The organism is Salmonella sp. SAL04162 (assembly GCF_046551535.1).
GTDB lineage: Bacteria > Pseudomonadota > Gammaproteobacteria > Enterobacterales > Enterobacteriaceae > Salmonella > Salmonella enterica.
Window position 1 is genome coordinate 77,018 of record NZ_JBGDVX010000007.1, and the last position, 14,270, is coordinate 91,287.

Annotated in this window: 14 protein-coding genes and 3 tRNA genes; 16 read left to right on the top strand and 1 reads right to left on the bottom strand. The window is 50.6% G+C overall.

Features of this window, described 5'->3' with window-relative positions; translation table 11 throughout:
- Positions 1 to 187 precede the first annotated feature (187 nt).
- From ACLJRH_RS15405 to ACLJRH_RS15445, 9 genes are all read left to right on the top strand, one after another.
- Positions 188 to 1,546 (top strand): YadA-like family protein, encoded by a 1,359-nt coding sequence (locus tag ACLJRH_RS15405; RefSeq protein ID WP_410958037.1) that lies wholly within the window; start codon positions 188 to 190, stop codon positions 1,544 to 1,546.
- A 141-nt stretch (positions 1,547 to 1,687) separates the two neighbouring features.
- On the top strand, positions 1,688 to 2,005 hold the full coding sequence (locus ACLJRH_RS15410) for a hypothetical protein (RefSeq protein ID WP_410958038.1): 318 nt from the start codon (positions 1,688 to 1,690) through the stop codon (positions 2,003 to 2,005).
- Positions 2,006 to 3,301: 1,296 nt separating this feature from the next.
- The gene (locus ACLJRH_RS15415; protein WP_410958039.1) at positions 3,302 to 3,496 is read left to right on the top strand and encodes a hypothetical protein; all 195 of its coding nucleotides are present in this window, start codon (positions 3,302 to 3,304) and stop codon (positions 3,494 to 3,496) included.
- A gap of 173 nt (positions 3,497 to 3,669) precedes the next feature.
- Positions 3,670 to 3,743: transfer RNA gene (locus ACLJRH_RS15420), tRNA-Arg, on the top strand.
- Positions 3,744 to 3,747: 4 nt separating this feature from the next.
- Positions 3,748 to 3,822 (top strand) — tRNA-Gly (locus ACLJRH_RS15425).
- A gap of 22 nt (positions 3,823 to 3,844) precedes the next feature.
- Positions 3,845 to 3,919, top strand: a tRNA-Asn gene (locus ACLJRH_RS15430).
- Between the two features lie 706 nt (positions 3,920 to 4,625).
- On the top strand, positions 4,626 to 4,850 hold the full coding sequence (locus tag ACLJRH_RS15435) for a phage holin (protein WP_410958040.1): 225 nt from the start codon (positions 4,626 to 4,628) through the stop codon (positions 4,848 to 4,850).
- The gene (locus ACLJRH_RS15440; protein WP_410958041.1) at positions 4,828 to 5,367 is read left to right on the top strand and encodes a lysozyme; all 540 of its coding nucleotides are present in this window, start codon (positions 4,828 to 4,830) and stop codon (positions 5,365 to 5,367) included. Before ACLJRH_RS15435 ends, ACLJRH_RS15440 begins: the two co-directional genes overlap by 23 nt.
- Complete coding sequence (locus tag ACLJRH_RS15445; RefSeq protein ID WP_410958073.1) at positions 5,364 to 5,552, top strand: hypothetical protein; 189 nt, start codon at positions 5,364 to 5,366, stop codon at positions 5,550 to 5,552. Before ACLJRH_RS15440 ends, ACLJRH_RS15445 begins: the two co-directional genes overlap by 4 nt.
- On the opposite strand, the gene ACLJRH_RS15450 is transcribed toward ACLJRH_RS15445, so the two are convergent.
- Positions 5,494 to 5,652, bottom strand: coding sequence for a phage holin (locus ACLJRH_RS15450; RefSeq protein WP_410958042.1), 159 nt, complete (start codon positions 5,650 to 5,652; stop codon positions 5,494 to 5,496). The two genes, ACLJRH_RS15445 and ACLJRH_RS15450, sit on opposite strands and share 59 nt — an antisense overlap.
- Before the next feature lie 100 nt (positions 5,653 to 5,752).
- Here ACLJRH_RS15450 and ACLJRH_RS15455 point away from each other — a divergent pair, with 100 nt between their 5' ends.
- The 7 genes from ACLJRH_RS15455 to ACLJRH_RS15485 all read left to right on the top strand — a co-directional run bounded on the left by ACLJRH_RS15455 (position 5,753) and on the right by ACLJRH_RS15485 (position 14,238).
- Positions 5,753 to 6,208, top strand: a complete 456-nt coding sequence (locus ACLJRH_RS15455; protein WP_410958068.1) for a lysis protein — start codon at positions 5,753 to 5,755, stop codon at positions 6,206 to 6,208.
- Between the two features lie 473 nt (positions 6,209 to 6,681).
- Positions 6,682 to 7,509, top strand: coding sequence for a terminase (locus ACLJRH_RS15460; RefSeq protein ID WP_410958043.1), 828 nt, complete (start codon positions 6,682 to 6,684; stop codon positions 7,507 to 7,509).
- Positions 7,490 to 9,202, top strand: coding sequence for a terminase (locus ACLJRH_RS15465; protein ID WP_410958044.1), 1,713 nt, complete (start codon positions 7,490 to 7,492; stop codon positions 9,200 to 9,202). Before ACLJRH_RS15460 ends, ACLJRH_RS15465 begins: the two co-directional genes overlap by 20 nt.
- On the top strand, positions 9,202 to 11,349 hold the full coding sequence (locus ACLJRH_RS15470) for a portal protein (protein ID WP_410958045.1): 2,148 nt from the start codon (positions 9,202 to 9,204) through the stop codon (positions 11,347 to 11,349). Before ACLJRH_RS15465 ends, ACLJRH_RS15470 begins: the two co-directional genes overlap by 1 nt.
- A 153-nt stretch (positions 11,350 to 11,502) precedes the next feature.
- On the top strand, positions 11,503 to 12,492 hold the full coding sequence (locus ACLJRH_RS15475; RefSeq protein ID WP_410958046.1) for a hypothetical protein: 990 nt from the start codon (positions 11,503 to 11,505) through the stop codon (positions 12,490 to 12,492).
- A 53-nt stretch (positions 12,493 to 12,545) separates the two neighbouring features.
- The gene (locus tag ACLJRH_RS15480) at positions 12,546 to 13,760 is read left to right on the top strand and encodes a N4-gp56 family major capsid protein (protein WP_085425577.1); all 1,215 of its coding nucleotides are present in this window, start codon (positions 12,546 to 12,548) and stop codon (positions 13,758 to 13,760) included.
- 64 nt (positions 13,761 to 13,824) lie between these two features.
- Positions 13,825 to 14,238 (top strand): hypothetical protein, encoded by a 414-nt coding sequence (locus tag ACLJRH_RS15485; RefSeq protein WP_088760054.1) that lies wholly within the window; start codon positions 13,825 to 13,827, stop codon positions 14,236 to 14,238.
- The last annotated feature ends 32 nt before the right edge of the window (positions 14,239 to 14,270 follow it).

Below are 14,270 nucleotides of genomic sequence, written 5' to 3' on the forward strand. Positions count from 1 at the left end.
ATTCAGATAATTTAGGTTCACATACCCTGCAAGGCTGCAAGGCTGCAAGGCTGCAAGGCTGCAAGGCTGCAAGGCTGCAAGGCTGCAAGGCTGCAAGGCTAATCCTTTAAAGTCAACACGTTTTACTCTCTCTTCCCTCATTCTCGCTCTGTTTCTGACTTCAAATGCTGCATATGCGGCTAATGCCGTGTATGGCAGTGGGGCGCGGGCTACCGGAACGGAAAGCACGGCCATAGGGGAGAATGCTCAGGCTACCGGTGGTTACAGTACTGCCACAGGGGCGGAAGCTCAGGCTACCGGTTATAACAGCACTGCTACAGGGTGGATGGCTACGGCTACTGGAGAAAGCAGCACTGCTACAGGATTGGTGGCAAAGGCTACTGATTATGGCAGTACTGCTACAGGGATGGCGGCACAGGCTACCGGTTCGAACAGCACTGCTACAGGAGAGACAGCTAATGCTAGTGGTGATTACAGCACAGCTACAGGGGAGGGAGCGCAGGCTACCGATAATGGCAGTACTGCTACAGGGGCGAAGACTCAGGCTACCGGTTATCTCAGCACTGCTACAGGGGACAGTGCACAGGCTACCGGTTATAACAGCACTGCAACAGGGGGGCTGGCACAGGCTACCGGTTCGCACAGCACTGCTACAGGGTGGCATACACAGGCTACCGGTTCGAACAGCACTGCTACAGGGTGGCAGACACAGGCTACCGGTTATCTCAGCACTGCTACAGGGGGACGGGCACAGGCTACCGGAGATAACAGCGTGGCGCTTGGCGAGAGCTCAAGAGCCAGTCATAAAAATGAAGTGAATATTGGTATTTGGGATTTTTCCACAAATACCCAAACAGAAACCCGTACTCTAAGCGGTCTTGCTGCTGGCGTTCACGATGATGAGGCTGTGAACTTGGGGCAACTCAAGCAGGTTGCCAGTGACGCCAAAGGTTACACCGATACTGAGATTGGTACGCTGGACACCAAATCGCAGAAGTATGCCAGCGACGCGCTGAAGGCGGCCAACAAGAACACAGCCACCGAAATTGGTTCGCTGGACACCAAAGCACAGGGTTACGCCAGTTCCGCGCAGTCAGCAGCCGAAAAAACGGCTAAGGGTTATGCAGACACTGTTAAGGGTGAAGCAATTAAAGAGGCCAATATCTACACGGATAATTCAGCCAGACAGACATTAAGCAGTGCAAACAGTTATACAGACAGAAGTTCCACTCAGGCAGAAAATAACGCGGTGACACGTTCAAATGCTTATACCGATAATCGTTTTGGCGAGTTGCGTAAAAGTCTGGAGCACACGGAAAAACGCCTCAATGCCGGGATCGCTGGTGTAACTGCTTTATCTTCAATTCCGTATGTGGAGGGGAATAAATTCTCATACGGTATTGGCGCGGGCACTTATCAGAATGGTAATGCTGTAGCCGCTGGTGTACAGTTCCGCGTTTCACCATCGACAAATGTTCGCCTGAATATTTCATGGGATTCAGCGGGTAATAATGCCACGGGGGTAGGAGTTGCCGGAGGCTGGTAACTGGCAGGGGTAGTGGCAATATAAGCGCCACTCTCGCTGGTGGAATAAAGGGGGGCTCCTTTTGTACCGGGCTTTTTGCCGGAGGCGATACCTGTACAGAGTGGCGGAAAAACATGGTAACAGGACTAAAATTAAAGCATAATGATGACCCATTTAGCCTTTTATATCAATGCCATTAAAAATGGTAATTCAGTTGTTTGTCTGTTGCAGGAACGTAAGAAAGATATTTCGGCGGAGGTGGAAAGAACGGCATCACTTTGGCAGCATGCGAATGGCGTGATAATTCGCTGTATCAGAGAAGATGAATTGTTACCTGATACTTATCATCTTTGCCCGGAGTGCTGGATTTTATGGGAAGTGGTTGACGCTTGTGGAATGAGTATCAGGCCGATGAAAAAGAACTTTCACAATCCCTGTCAGGAGGTTTTTTGGTTAGGGATGCAGTTATCTCAGGACTGAATGCGACGCAGATATCCCGGCTATCTGAATTAAAATCAGGTTGTCGTCATAATGGTTACATGTTGTCCATCAGAGCAAATCTGGTAGTGTATAATTTGTGCAGGTGAGAATATCGGGAAGCGTATTGCAACACTGAGGAACATCACTCCGTCATTTTTTTTCTTTCCTGAATGGCTGATAGCTTTCAGGGAGGTGTTGTACTGAAAAGTATTTTACTATCCCGGTATGCCCGGAGCTGTTTGTTCCTGGTGCGGTTTCCAGTCTGCAACGAATACCATCAGCCCGGCGTATGATCCGCTGAATCAGACATCTTGCCTGGTGTATACCGACAGAAAACCTTCTGGCGATTTCGGCTGCGGTAACAGGGCGTTGTTCCAGCCAGACCCACCGGGCTATTTTCCGTTCAAGGACTTCTTTCTGAGATTTGCTTAACGCTGGCATACTTCACATACCGCTCAGGTCAGTATTTTTTCCCGGCGTGTTGTATGAGAAAGTAAAACAATTTGTCTATGAGTCTGACGGCAAGCCCCATAGCGAAACCTGTCACCACAAGAAACGCTATATGTGAGTGGAATAACTGAATGTTCTCGAATCTCCAGATCAGGAGAGGAAGGATAACCAGATAAATAACAGTCCATTTGGCGTACCATACCCACGCCACAGGATATTTCATAAATCCCCCTGTTTTGTACTTATTACCACTCGTTATAACGTAATGGATGCCTGCGGGGTAAAATGTGATGTGACACTGATATGCACGAAGTTTTCCCCTCGTATATGCGCACGTTTTGTATCAGTCAGTAACAGAACAAAAACTGTAAAAATAGACCCGGGAGGAGGTTAAATGTGTACAGGGCTACTTTTGTATCCAGCCGGGTCGATGATAAGCACACCCTCATAAACTTATAAGAGAAAAATTGTTGTGGAATTCCAAAAAGTTGTTTACCCTGTTAAGAGTGATTAATTCGACAAAATCTTATCATCGAAGCCCCGCCTGTCAGCGGGGCTTCGTCGTTCCTGGAGTACACCATGTGTCACGCAAACAGAATCTCAGCCAAAGCACCAAAGAAAGCCCTTATCTGGTGTTACTGCGATACAGCAAGGGTATATCCTTCTGACAGATGCCCGAATTGTGGCAGAATCAGTGACCGGAAAAGACGGTTTAAGCGTGTACCCTTATGGGACTTGTGAGACTTCCGGGCGGAAACAGGGGATCAGTCGGTGCCTTTTATTTTGCTCTTAACATGCTGTCTGATGTACAACGGTATCACCAATAACCATAAAAAGGGCAACTTCTTGAGCATCGTACAAAACCACTTCATGGCCGCAGAGATTGGTGAGACAGTCATCCAGCTAATCGAGAATGGTAAACGGGTCACGACAGGTAATATCGTTGATCTTCTGGAAAGGAAAAGTCATGCGTTGCATGGTGAACAGGCTGATAAGATAAGAGAAATTTTGATATTTATCAGGAAAAAATCAGTTCTTTGAACTTGCCATAAGTGACCTGTTGATTGTAGGTTTTTTGTGTTGCGGTGAATCCCCCTATGCGGAGGGGCGTAAATGGTTGTAGGTATACTTGGTAGTTTAACACACAGGTCGCGAATCATAGCGAACAACTGGCTAACGATTCACCGGGAGGCACCCGGCACCGCAACAACCAACCGCCACTAGCTCATCCGGACAGAGCAGCAGCCTTCTAAGCTGTAGGTACGAGGTTCGATTCCCCGGTGGCGGACTATGCGGTCATCGTATAATGGCTATTACCTCAGCCTTCCAAGCTGATGATGCGGGTTCGATTCCCGCTGACCGCTCCAGATTATCGCTCTAAACAATTTTGGGTCAGTCGTATAAAGGTCATTACGGAAGGCTGTTAACCTTCTTATCGTGGTTCGAGTCCACGCTGTCCCGCCAAATATACTGGTTTAGCTCCAACGGTAGAGCAGTCGCCTTGTAAGCGAATGGGTAGCGGTTCAAATCCGTTAACCAGCACCATATCCCCCTGTGTAGCTCCGCTGGTCACGCGGCGGCGGTGGCCCATCGTTACAGGGCACAAAATGTTATTGTTATCGATTACCTGTTGATTGTAGATTTTTTATGTTGCGGTGAATCCTGTTAGCGCGGGGCGTGGGTAATTTCATTCATTATGCCAATATGTACTGAATCCTTTTCGCGGAGTATTCCACCGGGTAGCGACCGGCACCGCAACACCCTATCGCACGATACAAAGGCTACTCCGGTAGCCTTTTCTGTACATACGATGCAGTTGTGGGAAAAACTTTTCAGTAACTGACAAAAGAGTGTTTGTAGATTCTGGCTGCCAACGCTAGGGTTGAAGCGTGGTTTGCTCAAGCCACGTCAAAACTCATAGCTTTATTATCACTCAAAGGCTACTTCGGTAGCCTTTTCTTTGGGCGAAAAAAAGCCCGATCTGGGAAACCGGGCGGGAATGACGAAAAAAGAGTCAAAAATGTCTTTCATTGGTTGCCTCATAGGGTTAAGGCACAGAAAGAGTAAGCATTTCAGTTTGAACAGGTCAACAGGCTGCGCTAATGCGCGGCCTTTTCTTTATCTCACTCACCCGATACCCGGGTAGACAGTCTCCCGGACAGGGGGAGTTATGACAATGGACAAAATGACCACGGGAGCGTCATACGGCGTGTCTTTTGCCACAACGCTGTATTCAGTCCTCGATTCTTTTACCCACGATGAATGGGCGGCAATTGGTATCCTCGGCGGACTGATATTTGGTGCGCTGACATGGATTGCCAACATCTATTTTCAATACCGCCGGTTAAAACTGATGGAGCGGGAGGGGGCTGATGGCGCTAAGGACGAAAGTTAAATACGGTCTTTCCGCCGCCATGCTGGCGCTGATTGCCGCCGATGCCAGCGCACCGCAGCTACTCGACCAGTTTCTCGATGAGAAAGAAGGCAATAGCCTGATAGCGTACCGTGATGGCGGGGGAATCTGGACCATTTGCCGCGGTGCCACAATGGTTGATGGTAAGCCTGTAGCGAAGGGCATGAAGTTGACCCAGGCGAAATGTGACCAGGTAAACGCCATCGAACGCGATAAAGCGCTGGACTGGGTAAATAAACATGTTCATATACCGCTGACCGAACCGCAGAAAGCCGGTATTGCGTCATTCTGCCCGTACAACATCGGTCCCGGTAAATGCTTCCCGTCCACGTTTTACCGGAAGCTGAACGCCGGAGACCGGAAAGGGGCATGTGCGGAAATCCGCCGTTGGGTATATGACGGCGGGAAAGACTGCCACAACCGGAAAAATAAGTGTTACGGTCAGGTAATACGACGCGACCAGGAATCGGCGCTGGCGTGCTGGGGGATAGATAAATGACGGGAAATATCTGTTTCAGTCTGGAGTGTTTCGTTCTGCTACTGGCGCTGAGTGGATTAATACCAACGGAGTACTGGTGGATTACCAGCGCCATATTTTGCCTGCTGTGCTTTCTGGAGGCAGTATTCAACCTTTATCGTCTTTTTTCCCCAACTCATCACGTTTCTTCCGGAAATACCACTTAGAAAGCCAGGTAAGAAGACGTAAAAAGATAGCACATGACAATCCGATGATAGTCCATTGTTCGTGTGTGAACATGTCCAGAAAAGACTTAAAAGCACCCATAGTCAGGGTTCCGGTGAGTTTCCAGGGGAAGCAATCGTAATCGGTATATTGCACTTTTGATCTGACATTAAAAATACTGGAGATATGCTCAGTGAACCGAATTTTAGCCAGCGCGATTGTTGTTCTGCTGATTGTGGCCGTTGCGCTGGCATGGACTACAGAACGCTACCACGGTAATGCCGTGAAATATAAATCGCAGCGCGACACCGCCACTCACAACCTGAAGCTGGCGAACGCGACAATTACCAACGTGCAGACGCGCCAGCGTGACGTTGCCGCCCTCGATGCAAAATACACGAAGGCACTCGCCGATGAACATGCTAAAAATGCTGATTTGCAGCGCCGCCTTGCTGCTGGTGGCCGGGTGCGCGTCAAAGGACGCTGTACAGTGCCAGCCAGCACCGAAACCGCCAGCGCCAGCCGCGTGGGCAATGCTGCCACCGTCGAACTCTCTCCAGGTGCTGGACAAAACGTTCTCGATATCCGCGCCGGAATCATCAGTGATCAGGAAAAACTGAAGTATTTGCAGGAGTACATCCGAACGCAGTGCAAATAAAAAATTCCCGCAGGGCAATGAGTAAACCTGCGGGAAATACTGCAATGATACACTACAGGTAATAGTGGAAATATACTCTGATTGGTACACAACAGCACCAGTAGCCATCCTGCCTGTATATGACATTCCAGTACACCACCAAAACGTAACCAGACGATAAAAAAAGACACACTATGTGAATGGGTATTGCGAGGGTAAAAAAAGCCCGCGCAGGCACAGTGTCTTTTGCGGGTCAATCTCATAGAGGGGCTATAGGTGTAGTTATATCGGCAGCAGGATTATCCACACAGCATCCGGCCTCGTCCATCAGTTAAACACGAGTAATACCGCAGGTAACTTGACAACATGCCTGCGTGGATTGATTTGGTTAAATAACAACCAAACATGATGGCGCTACGTGAAATCTGAGATTTCGCGGGGCGATTGGTTTCACCAGATTTTACGTATGGAGAGCGTGACAACAGGAAGATGTTATGGCAAAGACCGACTGGAAAAAGCTGGAGCAAAAATTTCAGCGTGCTCATGCCAGAACAGGTATCAAGTTTCAGGACTGGTGTAAGCAGAATGGCATCAGCTATGACACAGCCCGACGGTATATAAAACTGCGCAAAAATGAGCAGGAGTCTGCGCAGAAAAGTGCGCAAAAAAAGGAACAAAAAACTGCGCAAAATTCTGACGCATCTTCAGAAGAAAAAACCAGTGACGACGAGGATTGCGAAGAAGAAAATCTGGCAGACAGTGATGACGAAAATTGCGCAAATTCGGCAGAGACGAAACGAAAAAAACGGGGTGGAAATCCTCATCCCGTTTGCCGGTTCGTCGAGCGCAACACTGCCGCAGTAAAACACCGTGGATACGCAAAATATCTCGAAGCCGACCATCTGATGGATGATGCGGCAGAAATGGCACTCATTGACGAACTGGTATTTACCCGCGCAAGGGCGCTTTCGGTAACAGCCACCCTGAAACGTATGTTTACCGAACTGGATAAAACGGAAGATATTCTGGCGCGTACAGCATTGTACGGAAAAATTTTGCAGGCTGAGACGGCCCTCGATCGCAATATTGCCCGCATTGAATCGATAGAACGTACCCTGGGGACGCTGGACATTATCGCGGTCACTCCCGCAAAAATTATTGCCGATACCGAGTACCGGGCAGCAGCCAGAGAAAAAGTTAAAGCTGAGGCCGATATCCTGACCAGCCAGAAACAGGGGGTGACAACCCCGATGACTGAAATTGTGTCGACGCTGCATGATATGAGCCACTCCGGGAGGTTAGATGGTATCCCTGAAGAGTGAACCGCAATACAGTGAACCTGATTTATCCGGGATGAGTGAGCCAGAACAGCGCCTTTTTATTCTGACAAAACTGAGCAATCCCTGGTGGCGTCTGAATCATCTCTACAAAGTCCAGAATGAAAAAGGGGAACTGGTTACTTTCAGAATGCGTCCGGCTCAGCGCCAGCTTTTCCGGAGTATGCATAACAAAAATATCATTCTTAAAGCGCGACAACTGGGGTTCTCGACGGCAATTGATATCTATCTGCTGGACCAGGCGCTGTTCACGGCACACCTCAAGTGCGGGATTGTGGCACAGGATAAACAGGCAGCCAGTGAGATTTTTCGTACCAAAATTGCAGTGCCGTTTGACAATCTTCCCCCGTGGTTGCGGGCTTCATTCACTGTTGCGGAACGAAGAAGCGGTGCCAGCGGCGGTTATATCCTGTTTGGTCATGGCTCCAGTATTCAGGTGGCGACCTCGTTTCGTTCCGGTACGGTTCAGCGTCTTCATATCTCCGAGCACGGCAAGATTTGTGCGAAATATCCGGCTAAGGCCAAAGAGCTGCGTACGGGGACGCTGAATGCTGTCGCGGATGAATGCATTATTTTCGACGAGTCCACCGCAGAAGGCGTTGGCGGCGATTTCTACGACATGAGCAACCGGGCACAGGAGATAACGACTTCCGGTCTGGATTTGTCACCACAGGATTATAAGTTCCACTTTTATGCGTGGTGGCAGGACCCCAAATACAGTGCGAAAGTGCCGGCCTCCGGTCTGAGACTGACGCGCGAAAAAGCGGAGTATTTTTCGGCTGTTGAAAAAGCCATGAATATCACGCTCACCGATGGACAGAAGCAATGGTATGTCAACAAGGAGACAGAACAGCGCGAGGAAATGAAGCAGGAGTTTCCTTCCACGCCGCAGGAAGCTTTCCTTACGTCAGGCCGGAGAGTGTTTAATGCCGAAAGTACATTGCAGGCCGAAGCCGGGTGTATTCCTCCACTGATTGTGTATGACATTGAGCCTGTAACGGGCACCAGAACAAAGGCACAGGCTTTACGTAGCGGTAAAAAGGATGAACTCAGTCGTACGCTGATGAATTATCTTCTGGTCTGGGAACTGCCCGATCCGGACGAGCAGTATGCCATCGGTGCTGACCCGGCCGAAGGGCTGGAGCACGGCGACCGCTCGTCACTGGATGTGGTCAAACAAAGTACCGGCGAACAGGTCGCGCACTGGTTCGGACATCTGGACGCTGAGTTATTTGCTCACCTGCTGGCGCATGTGGGGAAACTGTATAACACCGCCTTTATCGGACCTGAGCGCAATAACCACGGCCATGCGGTCATTCTCAAACTGCGTGAGATTTATCCGCCCCGTTTTATCTACAACGAGCAGCATATTGACCAGGACAACGACGATGATACGCCGCGTCTGGGCTGGTTAACCACGCGCCAGAGCAAGCCGATCCTGACTGAGGGAATGAAGACCCTGCTGAATAACGGGATTTCCGGTATCCGCTGGACAGGCACGCTGAGCGAGATGAACACCTACGTCTACAACGCGAAAGGTTCAATGAATGCACAGGAAGGCTGCTTCGATGACCAGGTGATGAGCTACTGCATCGCACAGGAAATGCGGGCGCGTATGCCTGTACGCATTAAGTCGCAACCAACTGAACGCACCAAAAAACACTGGATGACTCACTGATGAACACAGAACAGATACAGACCAGCGCAGCGGGTTCACCAGGCGCAGAAGCCCCGCGTTTTTCACAGCAAAAATTACTGGCTGTCAGCTCCGATATTGACCAGCAACCCAGATGGCGTGACGGTGCAAACAAGGCTTGCGCTTATTATGATGGTGATCAGCTCGATCCTGAAGTCATTACCGTACTGGAAGAACGAGGCCAGCCGAAGACCATTCATAATCTGATAGCACCAACGATTGATGGTGTGCTCGGTATGGAAGCCAAGACCCGCACTGATTTGATGGTGGTGTCCGATGATCCGGATGAAGAAGCTGAAAAACTGGCTGATGCCATCAATGCGGAGTTTGCCGATGCGTGCCGCCTGAGTAACCTGAATAAAGCACGTTCAGATGCTTACGCGGAACAAATTAAAGCCGGGCTGAGCTGGGTTGAAGTCCGTCGTAACAGCGATCCGTTTGGCCCGAAATTTAAAGTCTCAACGGTAAACCGGAATGAAGTGTACTGGGACTGGCTGAGTCGGGAAGCTGACCTGAGTGACTGCCGCTGGCTGATGCGCCGTCGCTGGATGGACACGGACGAGGCGAAAGTGTCGTTTCCGGGGATGTCGCAGATCATCGATTACGCTGTCCATGAATGGCGGGGATTTGTTGATACCACGCTGGCTGAAGGACAGGACAGCCAGTTAATGAGCGCATGGGAGGAATACCAGAGCTGGAGCCGTGAGCAAAGCGAATGGCTCCAGAGCGACCGCAGGCGTGTACTGCTTCAGGTGGTCTATTACCGCGTTTACCAGCGGATGCCCGTTATTGAACTGAATAATGGTCGTGTCGTAGCCTTCGATAAAAATAACCTGATGCAGGCCGTGGCAGTCGCGACCGGACGCGTTCAGGTCACCATCGGACGGGTAAGCCGTATCCGCGAGGCCTGGTTTGTCGGACCACACTTTATTACCGACAGACCGTGTACTGCACCGCAGGGGATGTTTCCGCTGGTGCCGTTCTGGGGCTATCGCAAGGATAAAACGGGCGAACCTTACGGGCTGGTGTCACGCGCAATTCCCGCACAGGATGAAGTGAACTTCCGTCGTCTGAAACTGACCTGGCAGTTACAGGCCAAACGGGTTGTGATGGACAACGATGCCACCGATATGTCCAATTCTGAGGTAATGGAACAGGTCGAACGTCCTGATGGCGTTATTCGCCTGAATGCGGACCGGAAAAACAAAACCTCCATAGCTGATGTTTTCAGCGTTCAACAGGACTCTCAGATTTCTAACCAGCAGTTTACGGTGATGCAGGAGTCGGAAAAACTCATCCAGGACACAATGGGTGTTTATGCGGCATTCCTGGGGCAGAACTCCAATGCATCATCAGGCGTTGCTATCAGTAACCTGGTGGAGCAGGGCGGTACCACGCTGGCTGAAATTAACGACAACTACCAGTTCGCCTGCCAGCAGGTGGGACGGTTGTTGTTGAGTTATTTGCTGGAAGACCTGAAAAAACGCCGGAATTATGCGGTGGTCATTAACCGGAACGACAAGCGCAAACGTCAGACAGTGACGCTTAACGAAGAAGGTGATGATGGTGAGATGACCAACGATATTTCCCGCCTTAATACCTATATTGCCCTCGCGCCGGTACAGCAGACGCCCGCGTTTAAGGCGCAACTGGCACAGCGTATGTCTGAGGTTATCCAGGGCTTACCGCCGGAAGTACAGGCTGCGGTGCTTGATTTGTGGGTGAACCTCCTGGATGTACCGGACAAACAGGAGTTCGTTGAACGTATACGTACCGCGCTGGGAACACCGAAATCACCGGATGAAATGACGCCGGAAGAGCTGCAGCAGGCACAACAGCAGCAGGAGATACAGCAGCAACAGATGGAACTTCAGATGCGCGAAATGGCCGGGAAGGTGGCAAAACTGGAGGCGGATGCCGCAAAAGCACAGGCTGCCGCGCAGAAGGACGCCGCAGCCGCGCAGCTTGATACAGCGAAAGCGCAGGGACAACGTTATGTGGATGCACTGAACCAGGCGAATGCTGCCGATATTCTCACAGGGATACAGAACTCGGAGCAGGAATCAGCACTTTTGCAACAACAGATATTACAGACATTACAGCAGCGGATAGAAGCGATGCCGCTTTAACCTCCAGTTCACCAGTACACAGCCAGCCTCGCGCTGGCTTTTTTGTTTCTGCTGCTAAGCCCGCTGGCAACAGTGTGCTTATTCGCAGGGGCAGCGATACGCCTTTTATTTATCAACATCGGATCTGTCCGACAAACAGACATGCGGGGAATTATGGACTTTGAAATTACAGGTGAAGAAACCCAGGAACAGCTCGAAGAACTCATGGCAAAAATGGGTGATATCGAGGTTGAGGGTGACATCGAGGAGCAGGAAGAGCGTGCGGAACATTCTGACAGCGAGACTTCTGAAACAGTACAAACTGACACGGGCGATAAAAAGGCACCGACGCCGGGGGCCGGTACTGATGAAGAGGGGCAACCGCAGGAGGATGTGAAGGGGATTCTCACTAGGGACGGGAAACATGTTATTCCCTATGACGTTCTTGAAGCCGAGCGTGCTGAAAAGCAACGTCTGACTCAGCGTTATGAGCAACAACTGGCTGAAGAGCAGCGCAAAATTGATTTGCTGACGTCACAAATCAAACAGGCTGGTATGACGCCAGATCCTCTCCCGGAAGATGCGCGTATTTCTGACGAGCAGATAGCCAAAATCAGGGAGGATTACCCCGAAATGGCGGACGCGCTCACCCTGATGGCCCGTAAATACGATTATTTACAGGCACAGATCCAGAAGGAGCAACCGCAACGGCAGGTGGAAGAACAGGATAACTCCGCTGCCGTTGCTGCTTTGAACGCCACGCCTGACCTGGCTGAATGGCAACGGTCCGACCCTGACAAGTTTGCCATCGCAGTTCACCTTGATGAGAAGTTACAGAATGACCCCGCATGGAAAGATAAACCGCTGACGGAACGCTTTGCCGAAGTGGCACGACGTACGCGAGCTGCTTACGGTGAAACGCCTTCCCATCCTGTCGTGGAGCAGGACAACCATGAGGTTCTTGCTGTTGCCGCAGAGAAAGTCGCTAAAGCCGATGCTGCGGCAACGGTGGTGCCTGATTCACCGTCAGATCTGGGGAACTCGGCAGCAGTACCGCAGGATAAATTTGAGCAGTTACTTGGTGCTTCTTATGCAGATGCAGAGGCCGTAATGAGCGGCATGAGCGACGCGGATATCGACGCGATCCTTGAGAAGCTGGGGTAACACACCGAATCCGACCCGCTGAAAGGCGGGTTTTTCTTTTAATGGAGTAAATTATGTCAACAGTAACTACTGCCCAGGCGAATAAGCTGTACCAGGTGGCACTGTTCACCGCCGCTAACCGTAATCGTTCGATGGTGAATATCCTTACTGAACAACAGGAAGCCCCTAAAGCCGTTTCGCCGGACAAAAAAAGCACGAAACAAACCAGCGCGGGTGCGCCGGTCGTTCGTATCACCGATTTGAAGAAAGAGCGTGGCGATGAGGTCAGTTTCAGCATTATGCACAAACTTTCCAAACTGCCGACGATGGGGGACCAGCGCATTGAAGGACGCGGGGAAGATTTGAGCCGAGCAGACTTCTCTCTTCGTATCGATCAGGGGCGTCATCTGGTGGATGCGGGTGGACGTATGTCACAGCAGCGTACCAAATTCAATCTTGCCAGTTCAGCCCGTACCCTTCTGGGAACCTACTTCAACGATTTGCAGGACCAGTGTGCTGTAGTTCATCTGGCGGGGGCTCGCGGTGATTTCATGGCTGACGATGTTATCGTACCGCTGGCTTCACATCGTGATTTTAAAGAGATCATGATTAATGATGTCATGCCGCCAACCCATAACCGCCATTTCTTCGGTGGCGATGCCACCTCTCTTGAAGCGGTGGATTCTTCCGACGTGTTCTCCCTGAGCCTGGTTGACAACATGGCGCTGTTCATTGATGAAATGGCGCATCCGTTACAGCCTGTTCGCCTGAAGGGGGATGAACTGTACGGTGAAGACCCGTATTACGTACTGTATGTCACGCCGCGCCAGTGGAATGACTGGTACACCAGTACATCCGGCAAGGACTGGAACCAGATGATGGTTCGTGCAGTCAACCGCTCCAAAGGATTCAACCATCCATTGTTCAAAGGTGAATGTGCGATGTGGCGTAACATTCTGGTACGGAAATATGCCGGAATGCCGATTCGCTTCTATACCGGCTCCCATGTATCGATTTCGAACAATAACCTTGCCGCTACCACGCAACAGATTGAAGTGAAAACCAATATCGACCGTGCAATGTTGCTCGGCGCCCAGGCGCTGGCCAACGCTTATGGTCAGAAAGATGGTGGACATTTCAATCTGGTTCAGAAAAAAACGGATATGGATAACCGTACCGAGATCGCTATTAACTGGATCAACGGCCTGAAAAAAATCCGTTTCGAGGATAAAACCGGACGGATGCAGGACCACGGCGTCATCGCCGTCGATACCGCAGTACGCATCTGATTTTTATCTCACCTCTTATTCAGCCGGGTATTTAAACCCGGCAATTTTTTAAGGAGTAATCATTATGGCCGGACCTGTGGCAGATAAACCAGAAGCGGGTGTGATTTTCGCACCGTCTTATAAGGAGAACGTCTATCAGGGGGCGCACGGTAACGAGTCCGTTGTGGAGGGTTTTGCCGACCTGAATGCCGTCGCTGCAAATACAGAAGTGCGTTTGCTGCGTCTTCCGATCGGGATGCGTATCAATTCGGTACAGATTGTTACCGGAGACCTGGGCGCAGGCGTCACTGTTACGGTGAAAAGCGGTGACCATGAACTGGTACATGCCGATGATGTACACGCAAAAGTGGCACATCATTTTGTGGTTGAACCCTATTCCACGCAAACCGATGGCGAAGTGCTGACCGTCGTTACTGGTGGTGCAGCGGCAACCGGGAAACTGAACGTGCTGGTTCGTTATTCCGTGGTTGGCTACTGATACTGACTGATAACCCGCCCGCCATTGCGCGG

Bases quoted from the DNA above. Each gene is read 5' to 3' on its own strand.
- ACLJRH_RS15410 (WP_410958038.1), top strand. From the start codon at position 1,688: ATGATGACCCATTTAGCCTTTTATATCAATGCCATTAAAAATGGTAAT.
- ACLJRH_RS15435 (WP_410958040.1), top strand. From the start codon at position 4,626: ATGACAATGGACAAAATGACCACGGGAGCGTCATACGGCGTGTCTTTT.
- ACLJRH_RS15440 (WP_410958041.1), top strand. From the start codon at position 4,828: ATGGCGCTAAGGACGAAAGTTAAATACGGTCTTTCCGCCGCCATGCTG.
- ACLJRH_RS15445 (WP_410958073.1), top strand. From the start codon at position 5,364: ATGACGGGAAATATCTGTTTCAGTCTGGAGTGTTTCGTTCTGCTACTG.
- ACLJRH_RS15450 (WP_410958042.1), bottom strand. From the start codon at position 5,652: ATGGGTGCTTTTAAGTCTTTTCTGGACATGTTCACACACGAACAATGG.
- ACLJRH_RS15460 (WP_410958043.1), top strand. From the start codon at position 6,682: ATGGCAAAGACCGACTGGAAAAAGCTGGAGCAAAAATTTCAGCGTGCT.
- ACLJRH_RS15465 (WP_410958044.1), top strand. From the start codon at position 7,490: ATGGTATCCCTGAAGAGTGAACCGCAATACAGTGAACCTGATTTATCC.
- ACLJRH_RS15470 (WP_410958045.1), top strand. From the start codon at position 9,202: ATGAACACAGAACAGATACAGACCAGCGCAGCGGGTTCACCAGGCGCA.
- ACLJRH_RS15475 (WP_410958046.1), top strand. From the start codon at position 11,503: ATGGACTTTGAAATTACAGGTGAAGAAACCCAGGAACAGCTCGAAGAA.
- ACLJRH_RS15480 (WP_085425577.1), top strand. From the start codon at position 12,546: ATGTCAACAGTAACTACTGCCCAGGCGAATAAGCTGTACCAGGTGGCA.
- ACLJRH_RS15485 (WP_088760054.1), top strand. From the start codon at position 13,825: ATGGCCGGACCTGTGGCAGATAAACCAGAAGCGGGTGTGATTTTCGCA.